The sequence below is a fragment of the Pedobacter sp. AW31-3R genome (assembly GCF_052180285.1).
Lineage (GTDB): Bacteria > Bacteroidota > Bacteroidia > Sphingobacteriales > Sphingobacteriaceae > Pedobacter.
This window is the reverse complement of record NZ_CP197475.1, coordinates 6,251,844-6,273,029: the sequence shown is the minus strand read 5'-3', so window position 1 is coordinate 6,273,029 and position 21,186 is coordinate 6,251,844. Positions and strand designations below refer to the sequence as shown.

General features: G+C 42.4%; 21 protein-coding genes. 18 read left to right on the top strand and 3 right to left on the bottom strand.

Annotated features, from left to right (window positions below):
* Positions 1–199: 199 nt before the first annotated feature.
* Together ACSBL2_RS25630 and ACSBL2_RS25625 are read left to right on the top strand one after the other, a co-directional pair.
* Positions 200–580, top strand: coding sequence for a DUF779 domain-containing protein (locus ACSBL2_RS25630; protein ID WP_442589407.1), 381 nt, complete (start codon positions 200–202; stop codon positions 578–580).
* A gap of 134 nt (positions 581–714) precedes the next feature.
* Entirely contained in the window at positions 715–2,844 is a 2,130-nt protein-coding gene (locus ACSBL2_RS25625) for a DPP IV N-terminal domain-containing protein (RefSeq protein WP_442589406.1), read from the top strand.
* A 189-nt stretch (positions 2,845–3,033) separates the two neighbouring features.
* On the opposite strand, the gene ACSBL2_RS25620 is transcribed toward ACSBL2_RS25625, so the two are convergent.
* From ACSBL2_RS25620 to metK, 3 genes are all read right to left on the bottom strand, one after another.
* Positions 3,034–3,381 carry a hypothetical protein gene (locus ACSBL2_RS25620; protein ID WP_442589405.1) on the bottom strand — a complete coding sequence of 116 codons (348 nt, stop codon included), beginning with the start codon at positions 3,379–3,381 and terminating at the stop codon, positions 3,034–3,036.
* Positions 3,382–3,455: 74 nt separating this feature from the next.
* Positions 3,456–5,063 (bottom strand): alpha,alpha-trehalase TreA, encoded by a 1,608-nt coding sequence (treA, locus tag ACSBL2_RS25615; protein WP_442589404.1) that lies wholly within the window; start codon positions 5,061–5,063, stop codon positions 3,456–3,458.
* Between the two features lie 714 nt (positions 5,064–5,777).
* The gene (metK, locus tag ACSBL2_RS25610) at positions 5,778–7,046 is read right to left on the bottom strand and encodes a methionine adenosyltransferase (RefSeq protein WP_442589403.1); all 1,269 of its coding nucleotides are present in this window, start codon (positions 7,044–7,046) and stop codon (positions 5,778–5,780) included.
* Between the two features lie 234 nt (positions 7,047–7,280).
* Here metK and ACSBL2_RS25605 point away from each other — a divergent pair, with 234 nt between their 5' ends.
* The 16 genes from ACSBL2_RS25605 (at position 7,281) to nuoF (ending at position 21,181) form a co-directional block, all read left to right on the top strand.
* A complete protein-coding gene (locus ACSBL2_RS25605) occupies positions 7,281–8,177 on the top strand; it encodes a diacylglycerol/lipid kinase family protein (RefSeq protein ID WP_442589402.1) in 897 nt (298 codons plus the stop codon).
* 52 nt (positions 8,178–8,229) lie between these two features.
* Positions 8,230–8,583 (top strand): translation initiation factor, encoded by a 354-nt coding sequence (locus ACSBL2_RS25600; protein WP_442589401.1) that lies wholly within the window; start codon positions 8,230–8,232, stop codon positions 8,581–8,583.
* Between the two features lie 132 nt (positions 8,584–8,715).
* Complete coding sequence (pckA, locus tag ACSBL2_RS25595; protein ID WP_442589400.1) at positions 8,716–10,320, top strand: phosphoenolpyruvate carboxykinase (ATP); 1,605 nt, start codon at positions 8,716–8,718, stop codon at positions 10,318–10,320.
* Positions 10,321–10,593: 273 nt separating this feature from the next.
* Entirely contained in the window at positions 10,594–11,424 is an 831-nt protein-coding gene (locus tag ACSBL2_RS25590; protein WP_442589399.1) for a MotA/TolQ/ExbB proton channel family protein, read from the top strand.
* Between the two features lie 87 nt (positions 11,425–11,511).
* The gene (locus tag ACSBL2_RS25585; RefSeq protein ID WP_442589398.1) at positions 11,512–12,120 is read left to right on the top strand and encodes an ExbD/TolR family protein; all 609 of its coding nucleotides are present in this window, start codon (positions 11,512–11,514) and stop codon (positions 12,118–12,120) included.
* An 11-nt stretch (positions 12,121–12,131) separates the two neighbouring features.
* The gene (locus ACSBL2_RS25580; protein WP_442589397.1) at positions 12,132–12,668 is read left to right on the top strand and encodes an ExbD/TolR family protein; all 537 of its coding nucleotides are present in this window, start codon (positions 12,132–12,134) and stop codon (positions 12,666–12,668) included.
* Positions 12,669–12,696: 28 nt separating this feature from the next.
* On the top strand, positions 12,697–13,512 hold the full coding sequence (locus ACSBL2_RS25575; protein WP_442589396.1) for an energy transducer TonB: 816 nt from the start codon (positions 12,697–12,699) through the stop codon (positions 13,510–13,512).
* Positions 13,513–13,521: 9 nt separating this feature from the next.
* Positions 13,522–13,749, top strand: a complete 228-nt coding sequence (locus ACSBL2_RS25570; RefSeq protein WP_442589395.1) for a hypothetical protein — start codon at positions 13,522–13,524, stop codon at positions 13,747–13,749.
* 2 nt (positions 13,750–13,751) lie between these two features.
* Positions 13,752–14,657 (top strand): PstS family phosphate ABC transporter substrate-binding protein, encoded by a 906-nt coding sequence (locus ACSBL2_RS25565; RefSeq protein WP_442589394.1) that lies wholly within the window; start codon positions 13,752–13,754, stop codon positions 14,655–14,657.
* A gap of 100 nt (positions 14,658–14,757) precedes the next feature.
* The gene (locus tag ACSBL2_RS25560; protein WP_442589393.1) at positions 14,758–16,485 is read left to right on the top strand and encodes a tetratricopeptide repeat protein; all 1,728 of its coding nucleotides are present in this window, start codon (positions 14,758–14,760) and stop codon (positions 16,483–16,485) included.
* Positions 16,486–16,562: 77 nt separating this feature from the next.
* Positions 16,563–16,934 carry an NADH-quinone oxidoreductase subunit A gene (locus ACSBL2_RS25555; RefSeq protein ID WP_442589392.1) on the top strand — a complete coding sequence of 124 codons (372 nt, stop codon included), beginning with the start codon at positions 16,563–16,565 and terminating at the stop codon, positions 16,932–16,934.
* Between the two features lie 107 nt (positions 16,935–17,041).
* Positions 17,042–17,584, top strand: a complete 543-nt coding sequence (locus ACSBL2_RS25550; protein WP_442589391.1) for an NADH-quinone oxidoreductase subunit B — start codon at positions 17,042–17,044, stop codon at positions 17,582–17,584.
* Positions 17,584–18,084 (top strand): NADH-quinone oxidoreductase subunit C, encoded by a 501-nt coding sequence (locus ACSBL2_RS25545; RefSeq protein ID WP_442589390.1) that lies wholly within the window; start codon positions 17,584–17,586, stop codon positions 18,082–18,084. The genes ACSBL2_RS25550 and ACSBL2_RS25545 overlap by 1 nt, the downstream gene beginning before the upstream one ends.
* A gap of 4 nt (positions 18,085–18,088) precedes the next feature.
* Positions 18,089–19,303, top strand: a complete 1,215-nt coding sequence (locus tag ACSBL2_RS25540; RefSeq protein WP_442589389.1) for an NADH-quinone oxidoreductase subunit D — start codon at positions 18,089–18,091, stop codon at positions 19,301–19,303.
* Positions 19,296–19,808: an NADH-quinone oxidoreductase subunit NuoE family protein gene (locus tag ACSBL2_RS25535; RefSeq protein ID WP_442589388.1), complete on the top strand. Its 513-nt coding sequence runs from the start codon at positions 19,296–19,298 to the stop codon at positions 19,806–19,808. Before ACSBL2_RS25540 ends, ACSBL2_RS25535 begins: the two co-directional genes overlap by 8 nt.
* Positions 19,808–21,181: an NADH-quinone oxidoreductase subunit NuoF gene (gene nuoF / locus ACSBL2_RS25530; protein WP_442589387.1), complete on the top strand. Its 1,374-nt coding sequence runs from the start codon at positions 19,808–19,810 to the stop codon at positions 21,179–21,181. Before ACSBL2_RS25535 ends, nuoF begins: the two co-directional genes overlap by 1 nt.
* The last annotated feature ends 5 nt before the right edge of the window (positions 21,182–21,186 follow it).

The window sequence follows — 21,186 nt, the reverse complement described above, 5'->3', positions numbered from 1 at the left end:
TGATGTTTTTTAATATAAGCAGCGCTGTTGGACAGGTGATCCCTGCATGAAACAGCGCTGCTTACAATGAAAGATAAACTGGCGGTTTATTTAAAGATGAACTCTGATGTACTGCTGGTGTAATAAAGATCAGCTGCCTGTTGAAGTAAAAACAGGAAGCATAAACTGCCTGGAAGGCATCATAATTAAATATGGATCCATGAATACAAAAAGAGTTTTAGTCACACCGGCGGCAGTCGCCATTATTCAGCGCTTAAAAGCTGAATACGGAGAATTATTCTTTCATCAGAGCGGAGGCTGCTGTGAAGGCTCATATCCGCATTGTTTTGAGAAGGGAGGTTTCCTGATCGGTTCAAATGATGTGTGTATAGGCGAAATTGAGGGATGTAAATTCTTCATGGCAGGCGACCAGTTTGAATACTGGAAACATACACAGCTTACACTGGATGTGATGGAAGGGCGGGCTGCCAGTTACTCTCTCGAATCTACCATTGATGTGGCATTTCTGATTCAGTCGAGGTTATTTACTGAGGAAGAACTGAACAACCTGGAGCCACTGATTGCCCTGGAGGAGAGTTGAAAGGAGAAATGTGAAAAAAAACAGTTAATAAACTGCTATTAACAACCAATTTATGGTTTGAACCCTAAGGTCTTTGCTTCTATTTTTACTTATTCAGTTTTTTCATGGGAATACTGATTGTTAATCACTGAAATATGGCCTTACATTTTTTACCTGTTATAAATAATTTAAAAAAAGAGATACGTATTCTTACGATTTCTATTTTCTTTCCTGCTGCGCTTTCTGCACAGGGGACTTTGCAGGACTACCAGCGAGCAGAAGCGTTAAATGGAGAGATGCAACATTCCATATACCATGCACCGGAGAATATTACCTGGATAAAAGGGCAGAACAAATTTTATTATAGTATATATACCGGAAGCGGACTCCGTTATGTGCTTGTAGATCCCATCGCAAAAACCAGCCAGGATTATCCCGAACCTGCTAAGGAGGATATTCCCGGATCAAACTATGATTATGGCTATGAAGACCGCAAAACCGGGAAAAGTATCATTTCTCCGGATAAGGCCTGGACGGCCTATATCAAAAACTATAATGTGTACATCTGTCCGGTGGGTAAACCCAATGAAGAATCCCAGTTGAGCTTTGACGGATCGGAAGGGTATTATTATTCCCCTTTTATCGTCTGGTCGCCCGACAGTAAAAAACTGGCCACAAATCATGTTCGTGCCAACCAGCCGCATATGGTTTATCTGATTGAATCCTCTCCTGCAGATCAGCTTCAACCCAAACTACACAGCCGTAATTACCTGAAACCCGGAGATGCACTTTCCCAAAAGCAACCTTCCCTTTTTGTGGTTGCCACCAAAAAGCAGGTCGCCGTGGATGTATCGCTGATTCCTGATCAATACGAAATTTCTTCGCTGGAGTGGCGTAAAGATAGCCGTGCTTTTACTTTTGAGTACAACAAACGCGGACACCAGGAGTATCAGGTGATGGAAGTAGACGGACTAACCGGAGAACTGAATACCCTGATCAAAGAGACAAGTAAGACATTTATCAATTACAGCGGCAGAAATTACCGCTATGATGTACAGGATGGCAGGGAAATTATCTGGGCATCGGAAAGGGATGGATGGAACCACCTGTATCTGTATGATGGTAAAGGGAAATTAAAGAATCAGATGACCAAGGGGAATTGGGTAATGCGGAAGGTGATCCATGTAGATGAAAAGAAGAGACAGCTTATCTTTGAGGCAAGTGGTTACCGCGCAGACCAGGATCCTTATTTTATACAATACTACTGTATCAATTTCGACGGTTCCGGCTTAAAGGCACTAACAACAGAAAATGGAAATCATAAGGCCGTATTTTCGCCCGGTTACGAATACTTTACGGATACCTATTCCAGGATAGACAACCCAGCGGTTACTGTGTTAAGAAATGCTGTGGATGGCAAGGTCATGATGAAACTGGATAGTGCTGATATCTCTCCGTTGCTGAAAACAGGATGGAAAATGCCGGAAGTCTTTACTGCTAAAGGCCGTGACGGGAAAACGGATATCTGGGGAATGATTATCCGTCCCCGAAACTTCGATCCCGCCAAAAAATATCCTGTTATAGAATATATCTATGCCGGTCCGCAGGATTCCTTTGTGCCGAAAAACTTCGTGACCGACTCACGCGGATCGCTGCATGAACTTGCCGAGCTGGGTTTCATTGTGGTACAGATTGATGGAATGGGCACCGCTAACCGTTCCAAAGCTTTCCACGATGTGTGCTGGAAAAACTTAAAAGATGCGGGCTTCCCGGACCGGATAAAGTGGATAAAATCTGCTGCACAAAAGTATAGTTATATGGATACCACGAGGGTGGGTATTTTTGGCAACTCGGCTGGGGGACAAAATTCTGCCGGTGCTTTACTTTTTCATCCTGAATTTTATAAAGTCGCAGTTTCCTCTTCGGGCTGCCATGATAACCGGATGGATAAAATCTGGTGGAATGAACAATGGATGGGTTACCCGATTGGCCCCCAATATGCAGCATCATCCAATGTGACCAATGCCCATCAGCTACAGGGTAAACTGCTGCTTATTTTAGGTGAGCTGGATGAAAATGTAGATCCTTCTTCTACGATACAGCTGATCAATGCTTTGGTAAAGGCCAATAAGAATTTCGATTTCCTGGAAATTCCGGGAATGGGACATTCTCTTGGTGGAGATTATGGTGAGCACAAAAGAAGGGATTTCTTTGTGAAACATTTATTGGGGGTAGATCCTCCTGAATGGAACTGGAAGCAGCAAATCACGGTTCCTAAACCTTAGCTTCATCACCATTAAGAAACAACTATATGCTGATGAAACCATCATAAGCCTACCGCTTACAAACAGGAATAAATAGGCACATGATCGCTTCATCACCTCTAAAAAATAATTATATGCTGATGAAAAAAGCACAAAGGGTTCTTCCAGTAAAACGGAGAACCCTTTGTGCTTATCAGCGAAATAAGAAAGCTATTTAAATAATTCCTGTAAATCCCTGTCGGCGGTGGGGATTTTCTTCAGGAAATCATCAAATCCCAGGTTTCCCTGGGAGCTGTACATGCCATAGGCATCCATGATATACCCTATGTTTCCGTCTTTATCTTCTAAAAGGTATAAGACAGAGTTGTCGCCAGGATCTGAGTCACCCTCGAACCGATATGTTTTGATGATCTTAAGATCTTCCGGATTGTAAATTTTGTTCAGGCCAACTCCCTGCATTTTGCCATGGTCAGTCATCTTTATTTCGTTATCTAAACCTTTCTGCCTTAATTTTTCCAAAATCTGGCTAAGTGTGTTCATTTCTGTTGAGTGTTCCATAATAAAGATTGTTTTTCTATTGTTAAACAATGGCACAGGCAAATGGTTTGATCTGCCTTAATAATTGAGTTCATTTATTCAACCGTTAAATCATAATGTTTAATCAGGGCAAGCAAGACTCCATTTGTCCATCCAAATCCGTCCTGGGCGGTATATTCTCCTTCTCCTGCTTCCAGATGTGTATCCACCACATTATATTTCTCCATTAGCTTTCCGGTTCGTTTGTAAACCGCTGCATTCAGTGCTACCCACCTGGAAGCGAAGTCTTTTGCTGCTTCCTTGTACCCATAGTTTTCCATACCTTTTATAGCAATATATTGTAGGGGTGCCCATCCATTGGGTGCATCCCACTGCTGATGGTAGTTTTGAAGCGTGGTGATGAGTCCGCCCGGTTTCAGGAACTGCTTTTTCAATAGTGTCCCAACAGCTTTTGCCTGTTTGATATCCGCTATATTAAAAAATAAAGGAAAGGTACCTGCAAGACTCAGCTGCGGGGATAATTTTTTGGTGCTGATGTTGTAATCGGTGTAAAACCCCTGTTTTGGCGACCAAAAATATTTTTGGATGCTATTTCTCCTTTTCAGCGCCAGGCTCTTGTACAGACGTTCTTTAGGGATGTCTTTTTTTAGTGCATAACATTTCTCAAGGGTCAGTTCCAGGTGGTACAACAGGCAGTTTAAGTCTACCGGAACAATTTGTGTGGTCTGTATCGTCTTCAGTTGTGCCGGATCACGAAACCATCGGCTGCTAAAGTCCCATCCGCTTTCCGCTGCGGAACGGATATCGCGGTAAATCTCCGGATTGTTATTGCCCTGTTCCTGTGCGATCAGCACATCTTCCTTATAGGACTCCTGGCGGGGGGTATTCAGCTGGTCATAGTAACGGTTCAGCTGGCTTCCATCTGACATTTTCACCACGTGTTTTGTAGGTGCCGATTTGTCCATCCAGTACGCGTATTCTTTTTCCAGCGCCGGCAGGTAGCTGAGGTAAACCTCTTCTCCCTGCGTTTCTTTCAGGAGGTCGACCATGAGCGAGAAAAATGGAGGTTGCGACCTGCTGAGGTAATAATTCCTGTTTCCGTTGGGGATATGCCCGTACTGATCAATCAGGAAGGCGAAATTTTTCACCATATTTTCAATCGTTTCATTCTCCCCGGACACCTGTAGTCCTAACATGGTGAAATAACTGTCCCAGTAATAGATCTCCCTGAAACGTCCGCCCGGAACAATGTAAGGGTGTGGCAGATCCAGCAGACTACTGTGCTGTAACCTGTCTTTGGGCGTTCTTCCTAATGCAGTCCAGAGCTGGTGGATATGTGTGACCAAAGGTTGGTTTGCAGTGCTATCAGGGGTTTTATCCAACAGCGCTGCGGCCTCTGGTGTCGCTGAAATCCCTGAATCGGGGAGTACAAAATTTGCCTCCACAAATGATTTCAGGTTGAACTTGTTTGCTGTGGCTTTCAGTTTCAGGTAATCCCGGACAATGAGCTGCGGATCTCTTTTTGGCAGACAGTCGACGAAGGTTTTACCATCTTTTAAGGCATTTTGCATTTGTACGTCTATAAACAATTGTCCGTACAGCAAGTCAGGTGTAATGGTCGGCTGAATTCCTGTGCGTCTATGCTGGGCATTAACAATTCCGAACTGAAGTCCTATGATAAAGGCGAGTATAAGTTTACGCATGATGGTACAGGGTTATAATTAGCAATACTAAAATAACCTGAGCAGGGGCAGGAAGGTTTTAAATTTTATAGTTTGCAGAATCTATAGATACGAATGATGAAGGACACAGTTCTTTGACACACGATTATAGTTGCTGGTATTTTTGGCTTTTTCCTTTATTAAGCATACAGTAAGCAGACGTGGTGTTTCCAACAAGGAGGTTTCATTGTTTTATCATATACATCTGCCACAGAGTAATCACTGCTTTCAGTTAATGGGTAAGAAGAAGTGGTAAGGATCACCTTTCCATTTCCTGCATATACAAAAGGATTGAAATTGCCTGGATTTTATCTGATTCTCACTAAATATTAAATGAACACTTAGGACCATCGTTAACTATGCTGCGGTAACCGTTCTGCCTTAGCATGGGATTAAGCCTGGTCTAAACCGGGTCTTGTCCGTACCAAGTATACCCCAAGTAGACTGTAACTACCCCCCAACTAGGCCCCAATTATACCACTTAGGTCTAGTTGGGGCCTAGTTGGGGCCTAGTTGGGGGGTATATGGGGTATACTTGGTACGGATAAAACCAAGTGTAAACCCGGAGCAAACTCATACTTGCATGCTTCTCTATCAGAACCGTCATAGAACCTATACCCTTGATGGCACAAAAAAGCCGTATACCATTCCTCATGGCATACGGCTTTTTGACCTTTGGTAAAAGATTAACCTGGCTTACAATGCAAATGCTGATTTAACCGCATCTACATAATCTAATTTTTCCCAGGTAAATAATTCCACTTCAACAGCTTTTTCTTCTCCGTTTGAAGCTTTGAATATTTTAGTGACCACCTCATTGGTTTTACCAAAATGGCCATAGGCGGCAGTCTCTGAATAGATAGGATTGCGCAATTTGAATCTTGTTTCAATGCTGTAAGGAGTCATATCGAAGATTTTTTCTACTTCCTTTGCAATAGCACCATCAGTAAGTACCACACCGGCAGCGTCTTTAACTTGGGCCGTGCCATAGGTATTGATATAAATACCCATAGGCTGTGCTACGCCGATCGCATACGATACCTGTACCAACACCTCATCTGCAACACCTGCTGCAACCAGGTTTTTGGCGATATGCCGTGTTGCATACGCTGCTGAACGGTCTACTTTTGAGGGGTCTTTGCCAGAGAAAGCTCCTCCGCCATGTGCACCTTTACCACCATAGGTATCTACAATGATCTTTCTTCCGGTCAGACCGGTATCACCATGCGGGCCACCAATCACAAATTTACCGGTTGGGTTAATGTGATATTTGATGTCTTTGTTAAATAACTTGCTGAACTGCGGGTACTGACTTGATACACGCGGAATCAGGATGTTGATGATGTCTTCCTTGATTTTTGCAAGCATTGCCTGCTCTTCATCAAAGTCATCATGCTGTGTGGAAACAACGATGGAGTCGATTCTTACCGGCTCGTTGTGATCATTGTATTCCAGGGTAACCTGAGATTTGGCATCGGGACGTAAATACTTGATTTCAGTATCTTCACGTCGGATCGCTGCCAGTTCAATTAATATTTTATGGGCAAGGTCCAATGCCAGGGGCATATAGTTTTCTGTTTCACGTGTGGCATAACCAAACATCATTCCCTGGTCGCCGGCACCTTGTGTTGTTTTATCTTCTTTTTCCACACCCTGGTTAATATCCGGCGATTGCTCATGAATCGCAGATAACACACTGCATGAATTTCCGTCAAACATATATTCACCTTTGGTATAGCCAATTTTATTGATCACCTCACGGGCAATTTTCTGTACGTCAAGATATGCTTTTGAGTTTACCTCACCTGCCAGGAAAACCTGTCCGGTAGTCACTAAAGTTTCGCATGCAACTTTCGATTCCGGATCGAATGCAAGGAAATTATCAATCAATGCATCTGAAATTTGATCTGCTACTTTGTCGGGATGGCCTTCCGAAACCGATTCTGATGTGAATAAGTATGACATTTTAAATAATTAAATTTTAAAAAATATACAATTATTAAAATGGATAATGACCCTGCAAAACAGGCAGTAAAAGGAAGTGTAGAAATGGTTAGCACTTTTTTTTACGTGGTTGCAATCCCGTTATGTAACACATAACATCGCAAATCAGTCCACCTTAAGTTTCAAAATTACTATATATATTCAAATTAGTCAAAAAATATCAATTATTTTGTACCGTAATTAATTCCAAACCAATTGGCAAAGTCGAACATTCTATTTATCATAAATCCTATCTCCGGTGGAAAGGATAAGCTGAAAATCCCAGCTCTCATCGATGCGAATCTGGATCGGTCGAAATTTAACCCAAACTATAGTTTCACGGAGTATGTAGGGCATGCTGCCGAAATCGCCGAAGAAGCAGCGAGCAAAAACTTTGATGTGATTGTGGCTGTGGGTGGAGACGGGACGATCAATGAGATTGCGGCGAAAGTGATGCAGCAGCAAAAGGTACTGGGAATCATTCCTTTTGGTTCTGGAAACGGATTGGCACGTTTTTTAAAGATCCCGATGAATACCGCTAAAGCGATTCAGGTGCTCAATGGCATGCATACGATTCAGATTGATACTGGTACCTTTAACGAAAAGTTTTTCTTTAACATGGCGGGAATGGGCTTTGATGCACATATCAGTTCTGTTTTTGTGGGGAATAAAAAGAGAGGACTTTCCGGGTATGTAAAACTGGGTTTAAGGGAGATGATCAATTACAAACCAGAGACTTACCATTTGCTGATTGATGGCAAACAGTATACCCGTGAAGCTTTTGTGGTGAGTGTGGCCAATTCTTCCCAGTATGGAAACAATGCCCATGTATCCCCTCAGGCATCTGTGACAGATGGTTTACTGGATGTATGTGTGATCAAGGCTTTCCCGCTGTACAAAATACCGTTGCTGGCCTGGTATATGATGAGTGCTAAAACGGATCAATCGGATATGGTGGAAATTATTAAGGGCAGGGACATCACGATCACAAGGGTAGACGACGGAGCAATACACATTGATGGGGAACCTTATTTTATGGGGAGGGAAATAGCCGTGTCTATTGTTCCCCTTTCTTTAAATATCATTGTACCACCTGAAGAACAAAAGAAATAAACCGGCTCCATAACCGCTATCAATCAGGGCATATGGACAAAAAATAAAATCAATGAAACCGAAGAAGAAATCACTGAGTGACCTTGGTGGAATTATGTATTCCACTGATCCTTCCTTTAATTTTGAGGAAGAAGAGACTACAGCACAGGGAGCTGTTCCTCACCAGCAGCAGGACTTGAGGGTGATGCTGGACAAGAAAAACAGGGGGGGGAAAGCAGTAACCTTAATCACCGGTTTCCGCGGTACAGCAGAAGAACTGGAGCAGCTGGCAAAAATGCTGAAAACCAAATGCGGCGTAGGTGGGGGAGCAAAGGACGGAGAGGTAATTATCCAGGGAGATTTCCGGGATAAGGTTGTTTTGATGCTGCAAAAAGAAGGGTATAAAGTGAAAAAATCTGGTGGTTAAAAATGAGTGTAATTATTTGTTTAACAGTGTTTTGTGTGTTAGTGTAGTGGCGACAATAAGTAAAATTTTTCACTGGAAATAATTATTTTTGAATAAATATCTGCTTAGCTTTGAAGACCAAATATTCATTGTATGAGCAAAAATTTATTGCCCGGATTGGACCTTAAGTGGTTAAATCTGGGTACTGAAAAGGCATTGTATCAGTTGGACATGTCCCAACTGATAGAAGAGTCTTTAAAGAATGGGGAGGGTAGCCTGACTTCTACGGGTGCACTCGCAATTGATACAGGGAAATTTACCGGTCGTTCTCCAAAAGACCGGTTTATCGTACTGGATGATGTTACCCGCGATAGCGTTTGGTGGGGTGATATCAACATTCCTTTCGCTCCGGCTGACTTTGAGCTCCTTCAGGAAAAGATGTGTGCTTATCTGGATGCACGTAAGTTTTATGTGAGGGATGCCTATGCCTGTGCTGACCCCCTTTACCGTATCGGGATCCGGGTGATTACAGAGACCGCCTATCAGAATCTTTTTGCACACCACCTGTTTTTGAGGCCTGAAGAAACTGAAATGCCTGAAAAACCGGAATGGACGATTATTGCTGCCCCGGGTTTTGAAGCTGACCCTGCTACAGATGGTACGCGGCAACCGAATTTCGCCATCCTGAATTTCTCAAAGAAAATCATTCTTATCGGAGGTACCGGATATACCGGTGAAATCAAGAAAAGTATATTTTCTATACTGAACTTTATTCTGCCGGAAGAGAAAGATATCCTCTCTATGCATTGTTCTGCCAATGTAGGGGAGGAGGGAGATACGGCAATCTTCTTTGGGCTTTCGGGAACAGGGAAAACGACTTTGTCGGCCGATCCCTTGCGTGGCTTGATCGGGGATGATGAGCATGGCTGGGGTGACCATACTGTTTTTAATTTTGAAGGCGGATGTTATGCCAAATGTGTGGACCTGACGCAGGAGAAAGAACCCCAGATCTTTTCTGCCGTTAAATACGGCGCATTGTTGGAAAATGTCAATTATTTTCCTGCGACACGAACGGTGGATTACGCCAACATAGAAAAAACTGAAAATACAAGGGTGGCTTATCCTGTCGACTATATTGATAATGCGGTCCTGCCTTCTGTTGCGGGATCACCAAAAAATATTTTCTTTCTTACCGCAGATGCTTTTGGCGTATTGCCTCCTATTGCTAAATTGAGTCCGGGACAGGCCATGTTCCACTTTATTTCAGGTTATACAGCGAAGGTTGCTGGGACAGAAGCTGGGATAATAGCACCGCAGGTAACTTTTTCTGCCTGTTTTGGCAAAGCTTTTCTACCCTTGCACCCGGCAAGGTATGCGGCCTTGCTTGGCCGGAAAATGGAAAAGGAACAGGTAAATGTATGGCTGGTGAATACCGGTTGGACTGGCGGATCTTATGGAGAAGGAAAAAGAATGAAATTAAGTTATACACGCGCACTCATTACTGCTGCTTTACGTGGTGATCTGCAAAATGTTGATTATAAGGAACATAAGGTATTTGGCCTGCAAATGCCGGTTTCCTGTCCCGGTGTCCCTCGGGAAATCCTCGATCCGAGGGAAACCTGGCCTGACCAGCAGCAATATGACCGGAAAGCGAATGAGCTTGCGCTGGCATTTCTGGACAACTTCCGGCAGTTTGAAGCCTTCGCAAACGAGGAAATCCTGACTTCATTCCCAAAAGTGGTCGAAAACACGGTTTAAATCAATTTATTTGAGGAAAAATTTGCATTTCAATTTTTTTTTAGTTTTCATTGTGAAAGATTGTCTCCCCAACGAGGCAATCTTTTTTGATATATATCGCTGCAAAAAAGAATAATGTGAAGATAATCGTAGAATGACTAAAGATTTAATTTGGAATTTAAATCAAAGTCATAGATTTGTTATCGCAACATTTGACCTTATTCGTCGTTGTGTGTATTACAAGAATATTAATTTATAAAAAAACAAAGTACTAAAAACTCAAAAACTAAAAAAATGGCAAACGCACCAAAACCAACAACAGTTAAAAACGAAAGCTCGGCAACAGCTTCAAATTTATTCGCTACACTAGTTATTCCAATCTGCCTTATTATCGGAGCTTTACTTTACAAATTTGTACTTGGAGATCCAAAAAACTTTATTGATGACAACATTGAAAACCTACCTAAAATCGGTAACTACGCAGGTATGGCTTACAAAGGTGGTGTGATCGTACCAATCCTTATGGGTATGCTTTTAATGGTAATCGTTTTCTCTGTAGAGCGTTTTATCGTTATCGGAAAAGCAACTGGTACTTCTGGCTTAGATACTTTTATCAAAAAAATCCAGGCGCTTTTAAACTCTAACAACATCGAATCTGCTATCGCTGAGTGTGATAAACAAAAAGGTTCAGTTGCTAACGTAATTAAATCAGGTCTGAAAAAATACCGTGAAATGGAAGTGGAAACTAACATGGATACGGATCAAAAATGTTTAGCTATCCAAAAGGATATCGAAGAAGCTACTACTTTGGAAATGCCAATGTTAGAGCAAAACTTAACCATTATCGCAACTTTAGTATCCATTGGTACTTTGATGGGATTGTTGGGTACAGTAACAGGTATGATCAAGGCATTTGGTGGTCTGGGTGCTTCTGGAGCTCCGGATTCAGCAGCGTTAGCAACAGGTATCTCTGAGGCATTGATCAACACTGCAACAGGTATCGGTACTTCTACTGTAGCGATTATCATGTACAACATCCTTACTTCAAAAATTGATAAATTGACTTATGCAATTGATGAAGCTGGTTTTAGCATCATCCAAACTTATGCTTCTACGCATAAATAAAAAATAATGTTATTTTTTTTACCGGACTTTATGGAAAACCGGAAGAATTAACATCATTACATAAAACATAAGTAATTTTTAAATATTATGTCAAGAGCAAAGGTTGCAAGAAAGAGTACTTCGATTGATATGACCGCCATGTGCGACGTGTCTTTCCTGTTACTTACTTACTTTATACTCTCAGCTACGGCCAAACAACCAGACCCTTTGGAAGTTAATCTTCCATCGTCTACCTATAAAATGAAAGTTCCTGAAAAGGATATCGCCATTTTGTCTATCGGTGACGGAAAGGTGTTTTTTGAAGTGGCAGGTCCTGATATCAAAAGGGCTACCCTGGAAAAAATGGGCGAGCAGTATAAAATTCAATTTACAGAGGAAGAGAAAAAACGGTTTAGCGTAATCGGCTCTTTTGGTGTACCCGTTCAGAGTCTGAAACAATTCATCATGATGGATGGTGACGGAAGAAAAAAATCAGGACTGGAATCAGGTATCCCTGCAGATTCTACCAATAACCAATTAGCGGAATGGCTGCTGCAGTCGCGTAAGTCTGTTGCAGAGCTTCACGGGGAAGGAATGCGCGTGAGTCTTAGGGGTGATGCTAAAGAAGAGTATCCTGCCATTAAGAAAGTCGTTGATATCCTTCAAAAACAAAAAATCAACAAGTTCAGTTTAATTACTACCGCTGAAGGCGGATAAAATAAGATATCATGGCAGAATTAGATACCTCCGGCGGGGGTGGCAAAAAAGGTGGTAAAGTCAGGACCAAGAAATCCAATACCAAAGTAGATTTAACTGCGATGGTGGATTTGGCCTTCTTACTGATTACCTTTTTCATGCTCACCACTACGCTAAGTAAACCCATAGCAATGGATATTGCTAAGCCAGATAAGGATGAAAAGAACGAGACGAGATTAGAATTAAGGGCCTCACAAACAATGACTATTTTATTAGGAAAAGGTAATAAAGTAGCTTGGTACATGGGCGAAGCTGGTAAGACAGCTCCTGAAATTCAAAGTTTTTCTCAGATCAGACAAACGATTCTGGACAATAAGGAAAAAGTAAAATCAACAACAGGTAAAGATATCGTTATGGTCATCAAACCTACTGAGGGTGCCAATTTCCAAAACTTTGTTGACATCATGGATGAATTGTTAATCGCAGGAATTAAAACAGCTCCCGCAATTGATGATGAGAACATTCTCGATAATGAGAAAGCGTTCATGAAGCAGCAAGGGATTTTATAATATTATGTACATTTTTAAATAACAAGCAATGTCTAAATTAGATATATTCAATAAAGAATGGCTTGATGTTGTTTTTGCAAAAAAGAACAAGTCTTACGGAGCTTACGAGCTGCGCAGGGACAATGGCGCAAATACAACCAAGGCATTACTATGGGCATCAGCAGTTTTCATATTCTTGTTCCTTGTACCTAAGATCGTGAGTTTGATCAAAGGTCAGATGCCTGAAGAGGTTGTAGAGAAACAAGTGGAAGTTGTGATGACTCCGCCGCCACCGGTGGATCCTAAGACTCCACCTCCGCCACCGGTAGAGCCACCGCCACCAAAAACGGATCAGATCAAGTTCCCTCCTCCGATTGTAAAACCGGATAATGAGGTGCGTGATGAAGAACCACCACAGATTGAGCAGCTGAAGGCAGCAGATCCAGGTCAGAAAACTATTGAAGGTGATCCAGGTGCGGACATCGTTGTAGTTGGTCCGGTTGGTGAAGGCCCGAAACAGGCAGCAGTAGTGGAAGATACTAAAGTGTATGACTTCGTTAGTATCGAGACTCAGCCAGGATTCCCTGGAGGTATGGATAAATTCTATGCTTACCTGTCGAAAAGTGTAAGATATCCTCCTATGGCGCAGGAAAATAATATCCAGGGTAAAGTGTTTATGTCTTTCGTAGTAGAGAAAGACGGTCGCTTGACGGATATTAAAGTAGAGCGTAAATTAGGTGGTGGTACTGACGAAGAAGCTATTCGTGTATTGAAGGCAAGTCCGAAATGGACGCCTGGTATCCAGAATGGTAAGCCGGTACGTGTGAAGTATAATATTCCAATTAGCTTTACCCTGTCAAACTAGAAAAGTATAATGTTAAACTTCAATACATTTAAACAGAAATCGCCTCAACAGCGATTTCTGTTCATTTTAGGCCTGGTCATGTTCGTGGTTTACCTGGGTTTGGGAGTGTTTTTTATCTTCTTTGCCGAGCTTGACCCGGAGAAATTTCCCTTGTGGGCACGTCTGGCCATGGGAGTTTTACTGATCGTTTATGCGGTCATCAGATTCTTACGTTTGATGAATCAAAAAGAGGATTAAATATGAGAAAACTAATTTTTCTTCTGCCATTGTTTTTCTTTATTGCCTGTAAACAAAAAGCAAAAAAAGAACCTGTTGCTGAAACACCTACTACGGGAACCATTAAAATGGTTGTTGATGAAAGTTTTGCTGCTGTGCTCGCAGATCAGATTGAAGTTTTCAGACTTGATTATCCGGATACGAAATTTGAGATGCTGCAAGGCAATGAAAATAAAATCGTACCCACCTTTTTGAACGACAGTGTAAGGGTTGCCGTTTTATCCAGGATGCTTACGCCGGAAGAAACCAACTTTTATACCAAGAGAAGCATCAAGATCACCACAACAAGATTTGCACTTGATGGCATTGCCCTGTTCACAGGGAACAACAGTCCTGACAGTACCATTACAGTGGATGAGGTGATCTCTATCTTACAGGGAAACAATCCCCGCGGAAAGAAGCTGGTGTTTGACAATGCCTATTCCAGTACCTTCCGTTATTTTAAGGCACTGGCCAATATTACAGCAGTGCCGAAGACAGGAGTGTATACACTGAACAACAACAATGATGTGATCAAATATGTTGCTGCCCATCCGGATTACATTGGGGTAGCGGGTGTCAACTGGTTATTGCGCGGCGACAGGGATATGAATGATTTCATTCCCCAGGTTAAACTTATGGGCGTAAAGAATGTCAAAGGTAAAACAGGGGACGACGAATTTTATAAACCGGAGCAGCGTAACCTGATCAATGGCAAATATCCTTTCGTCAGGAGTGTCTATTTTATCAATGCGGAAGGAAGAACAGGATTAGGCACAGGTTTTGCAACCTGGTTACGCAGCCAGAGGGGTCAATTGATTGTCTTAAAATCAGGACTTGCCCCTCATAAGATAACTTCTAGAGATTTTAATTTAAAAAGTGACAACTAAAATTTATATTTAGCAGATTAAAACGACGGTTTCAACAAAATTAACAAGAAAACGTAGCCGTCAACCCGATTACATTTAAAAAAACAAATAAATCCGAACCATGAAAATGACAAAGAAAGCAATAACCTTAAGTTTAGGTTTAGTAGCGATGGGTTCTGCCTCTTTTGCTCAGAATTTAGATGACGCAAAGAAAGCAATTGATGCAGAACAATACGCGAAAGCTACATCAATGCTTAAAACACTGGTAAGTTCACAAGCAAACAAAGGAGAAAACTACTTTAGTTTAGGTGATGTCTACCTGCGTAATGATTATGTTGATTCGGCAAAGGCAGTTTTTACTCAAGGAATCGCCGCGGCACCGAAGTATGCCCTGAACTATGTAGGTTTAGGTCAGGCAGAGCTTGCTGCTAATAATGCAGCCGGCGCTAAGACTAATTTTGATAAAGCGATTGACTTAGCTTCTAAAAAAGACCATACGCCTTACCTGTATATCGGTAAAGCTTATGTAGCTCAGGATAAACCTGATTTTACTGCTGCTTTAACTGCCTTGCAAAAAGCAGATGAAGTAGATGCTAACGATAAAGATCCTGAAACATTTGTAGCTTTAGGTGATTTATATGCTGCTCAGAAAAAAAATTCTGAGGCTTTAAGTAATTACCTGCGTGCATTAAATATGAACGAAGCTTTGTTAAGGGCTAAAGTTCAGATCGGTAGAATGTACAAAGAATCAAGGGCATTTCCTGAATCAGAAAATGAACTGAAAGCAGTAATCGCGGCAGATCCTAACTATGGACCGGCTTACCGTGAGATCGCTGAGTTGTATATGCAATGGGCAAACTTTGAACCTGCAAGTTTCCAGACCAAAGCTGCTGAGGCGATTACCAACTACAGAAAATATCTGGACCTGACTGACAAGTCTTTCGAGAAAAGACTGCGTTATGCACAGTTCCTGTATTATGTAAAAGATTATGCAACACTGGAAACTGAAACCAAAGAATTGGCTACCCTGTATCCGAATAACCAGAAAGCATTGGTCATTAACCGTCTTCAGGCCTATTCAGCTGCAGAAAACAAAAGCCCTGAAAGCCTGAAATTATTGCAGGATTTCTTTGCGAAGAACTCTGCCGATACTTCACGTTTAATCGCATCAGATTACCTGTATCTGGGTAAAGCACAATTGGCGGCTAACCAGGATAGTTTAGCTTTAATCAGCATCAAAACTGCGGTAGAGAAAGATTCTACTAACGTAGAAGCGCTGGAAGAAGTGGGTAAAGCTTTATATACCAACAAAAAATATGGCCAGTCTGCTGCTGTTTATGCAGACGCAATTAAATTAAACCCTAATGGTAAAGGTTCATTGACGAACTATTACTACATGGGAACAGCTAAATACTTCCAGTATGGTGCTGCTTTAAGTGCAAATACTAATCCTGATAAAAAACTTTTGGTAGAAGCAGATTCTGCATTTGCTTTCATCAACAGGACTCAGCCTGAATTTACTCTGGCTTATATCTTCAGAGGACGTGTGGCAAACTTAATGGATGATCCAAACAGCCCTAAGGGACTGATTGTAGCGCCATATGAAGCTTACCTGGACCTGGTAACCGTTAAAAAACCAGAATTGGGTGCTTCAGCTCCTGAAAAGAGAAATCAGGTAGAAGCTTATAACTATTTAGCTTTCTATTATTCTCCGACAGATAAAGCAAAAGCAACTGAATTGTTTAATAAAGCTTTAGCAATTGATCCGGCAAATGCAAATGCAACACAAGGATTGAAACAATTGACAGCTCCTGCTCCAAAGGCAAAAGCTCCGATTAAGAAAAAGTAATCTAAATAACAATTAATTGAAAAGGCAGGGTTGATATCCTGCCTTTTTGTTTTACTTTTGTTCCAAATTATAATTTTATGGAAACTCAAAGCTTGCCTTCAGATTTTTTACCTATCGTTTTCCAGGTAATCGTTGCCTTAGGCTTCGCCGTGGTGACATTGGTGGCTACGCACCTTGTTGGTCCTGCAAGAAAGACCAGCGATAAGTTATCAACGTTTGAAGCGGGTGTAAAGATGATCGGTAATGCCCGTCAGCCTTTCTCCATCAAGTATTTTCTGGTTGCCATTCTTTTCGTTTTATTTGATGTGGAGGTAATCTTTATGTACCCATGGGCAGTGAACTTCAGGGAACTCGGATGGCCGGGAATTATAGAGATGTTTATCTTCATGGGAACCCTCTTGTTAGGCTTCATTTATATTATCAAAAAGAAAGCGCTGGATTGGGACTAATTTATTTAGATCGGTTCTAAATCGCTATAGCGTAGCTTTTTTGCGGCTTTTTGTCGTAAATTTGTGGTTCATTCTGGTATTGGAATGAGCCTTTTTTGTTTTATATTATGAGTGACATCAATATAGTAGACGCGCCTCCAGGCATTGAAGGATCTGGATTTTTTGCCACCTCTTTAGATAAGGTTATCGGGTTAGCCCGGTCACATTCATTATGGCCCCTGCCTTTTGCAACTTCTTGTTGCGGTATCGAATTTATGGCTACTATGGGTTCACATTATGACCTTGGCCGTTTTGGTTCTGAACGTTTAAGTTTTTCGCCACGTCAGGCTGACTTGCTTATGGTAATGGGAACGATTGCAAAGAAAATGAGCCCTGTTTTGAAGCAGGTTTATTTACAGATGGCAGAGCCACGCTGGGTCATTGCAGTGGGTGCCTGTGCCTCCAGCGGAGGAATCTTTGATACTTATTCTGTTTTACAGGGCATTGATGAGATTATTCCTGTGGACGTATATGTTCCGGGTTGTCCGCCAAGGCCTGAAGCTATTTTGGATGGTTTCGGTAAAATTCAGGAGCTGGTGAAAAATGAATCCGGCAGAAGAAGACATTCAGACCAGTATAAACAAATGTTAGCTTCATACGGAATAGAATAATGGCAAAGGTAACCAATAACGAATTAATAGAATTATTAGGCGCCAGGTTTGGCGATAAAATAACTGCGGTTAATGAACCTTATGGTTTGCTTACTTTCAGCACCACAAAAGATGTGATCATCGATGTGCTTGCTTTTCTTAAAGAAAGTGAAGTGGCCAATATGAATTTCCTGACCGATATTACTGCGGTACACTATCCGGAAACCAAACATCTTGCAGTGGTGTACCATTTGCACAGCATGGTGAAGCAGATCAGGATCAGGGTGAAAGTATTTATCCAGGAACAAAATCCAACTATTCCTACCGCTTCAGGACTGTGGAACAGTGCCAACTGGATGGAAAGAGAAACATACGACTTCTTCGGGGTGAAATTCGAAGGCCATCCGAACCTGAAAAGAATACTGAACATGGACGAACTGAATGTTCACCCGATGTTGAAACAGTATCCTTTAGAAGATCCAAACAGAGTTGATAAAAAAGACGAATACTTCGGTAGATAAACATATGGAACACAATCACCCGGTATATACAGACAACGATCCACAGGAAGAGCTGGTCACCTTAAACTTAGGTCCAACCCACCCCGCTACACATGGTGTTTTTCAGAACGTACTCCAGTTAGACGGAGAGCGGATCGTCAGCGGTGTCTCTACGATTGGATATATCCACCGCGCATTTGAGAAAATAGCTGAACACAGGCCTTTTTATCAGATTACCCCTTTAACAGACCGATTGAACTACTGTTCGTCTCCTATCAACAATATGGGATGGCACATGACCGTAGAGAAATTATTAAATATAAAAGTTCCTAAGCGCGTGGATTACCTGCGTATCATTGTGATGGAACTGGCACGGATTTCTGACCATATCATTTGCAATACCATTATTGCACAGGATACCGGAGCCACGACTACCTTTCTTTACCTCTTCCAGTTCAGAGAGCATATCTATGAAATTTATGAAGAAGTATGCGGAGCGCGTTTAACGACCAATATTGGCCGTATAGGAGGCTTCGAGCGGGATTTCAATGAGATTGCATTCGCCAAGATCAATAAGTTCCTGAAAGAGTTTCCTGTAGCGCTGAGAGAGTTTGAAAGCCTGCTTAACCGTAACCGTATTTTTATTGACCGTACTGCCGGTGTGGCTTGTGTGACACAAGAGGATGCGCTGAGCTTCGGCTGGACCGGACCTTTACTGCGTTCTACCGGTGTGGATTACGATGTGCGTGTGAGTGAGCCTTATTGCTCTTATGATGAATTTGATTTTGAGGTTCCTGTAGGAACCAGCGGAGATATTTACGACCGTTACCTGGTACGTAATGAGGAGATGTGGCAGAGTGTAAGCCTGATTGAACAGGCCATGGAGAAACTGAAAGGTGAACCTGCAGGAGTTTTCCATGCAGATGTGCCCGATTTTTACCTGCCTGCCAAAGAGGAAGTCTATAATAACATGGAGGCACTGATTTACCATTTCAAAATTGTAATGGGGGAGATTGATGCACCAAAAGCTGAAGTTTATCACGCTGTGGAAGGTGGAAACGGGGAGCTTGGATTTTACCTGATCAATGATGGGGGAAGGACTCCTTACCGCCTGCACTTCAGGAGACCGAGTTTTATCAATTATTCCATGTTTGCGCACATGAGCGAAGGCATGTTGTTATCAGATGCCATTATCAATATGAGTAGTATGAATATTATTGCCGGAGAATTAGATGCTTAAAGTAGAAGAACAACAACCTGTGGAGTTTTCGTCAGCTTTGACTGCAAAGTTTGATGAAATCTCAAGTAGATATCCAGAAGGAAAACAAAAATCGGCGCTTTTACCGGTACTTCACGAAGTGCAGGCAGAGTTGGGCTGGTTGAGTGCCAATGCAATGGATAAAGTAGCGGCATACTTAAAGATTGAGCCTATTGAAGTGTATGAAGTGGCTTCCTTTTACAGTATGTATTTCTTAAAACCGCAAGGTAAGTATATGCTGGAGGTTTGCCGTACGGGACCCTGCTCGCTTGTGGGTGCAGAGAAACTGATGGACCATATTGAGGCGACACTGGGCGTGAAAGAGGGAGAAGTGACGGCGGATGGATTATTCAGCTGGAGAGGTGTAGAGTGCCTTGCTGCCTGTGGTTTCGGCCCTGTTTTACAAATAGGTCCTGAATACACATTTTATGAAAACCTTGATGCACAAAAGGTGGATACATTGATTGAAGAATTACGCAAGAAATAATGGGACGTAAACTATTATTAGAACATATAAACGTACCGGGCATCAATACCCTTGATGTGTATCGCCAGAAAGGCGGTTACCGTGCTGTGGAAAAGGCTTTGAAAACCCTTACACCCGATGAAGTGGTGGAAGAGGTAAAGAAGTCGGGTTTACGCGGACGCGGTGGTGCTGGTTTCCCTACAGGAATGAAATGGAGTTTCCTTGCAAAACCTGAGGGGGTGGCGCGTTACCTGGTGTGTAATGCCGATGAGTCAGAGCCCGGAACTTTTAAGGACCGTTACCTGATGACACATATTCCCCATGCATTGATTGAGGGAATGATTGTATCGAGCTTTGCACTGGGTGCCAATACCTCGTACATCTATGTACGAGGGGAGATGATGCCTCAGATCAGGATCCTTGAACGTGCCATTGCAGAAGCAAAAGCCGCCGGTTTTCTGGGAAAAAATATTTTAGGCTCGGGTTATGACCTGGAGTTGTATGTGCAGCCGGGTGGCGGCGCCTATATCTGCGGGGAAGAAACGGCTTTACTGGAATCACTGGAAGGAAAAAGGGGTAATCCGAGGATTAAACCACCATTTCCTGCTATCGCAGGTTTGTATGGCTGTCCTACAGTAGTGAACAATGTGGAATCTATTGCTGCCGTGGTGCCTATCATTAATGATGGTGGTGAAGAATATACAAAAATTGGTATTGGCAGAAGTACAGGGACAAAACTGATTTCTGCTTCAGGTAATCTGGCCCGTCCGGGAGTGTATGAAATTGAACTGGGCCTTCCGGTGGAAGAGTTCATTTATTCTGATGAGTACTGTGGAGGGATGGCGAATGGCAAGAGACTGAAGGCTACTGTTGCCGGAGGTTCTTCTGTTCCGGTATTACCGGCTAACCTTTCCCTGAAACTGGCGAATGGTGATCCAAGGCTGATGAGTTATGAATCGCTTTCTGAAGGTGGTTTTGCCACGGGTACCATGATGGGATCCGGTGGTTTTATTGCCTTTGATGAAGACCAGTGTATCGTAAGAAATACCTGGAACTTTGCCCGCTTCTATCACCATGAGAGCTGTGGACAATGTTCACCTTGCCGTGAAGGTACAGGATGGATGGAAAAGGTACTGCACAGGATTGAATACGGACACGGTAAAATGAGTGATATTGATTTGCTGGTGGATGTGTCTAAAAAGATTGAAGGCAATACCATTTGTCCGCTAGGAGATGCTGCTGCATGGCCTGTGGCCAGTGCGATCAGGCACTTCAGAGATGAGTTTGAATGGCATGTGAAAGAGCCTTCGAAAAGTCAGGAGACAAATTACGGTATCGCCAAGTATGCGGAACCGATTGCAAAAGCAGAAGTGACTACAGATATTAAAGATTAGATCCT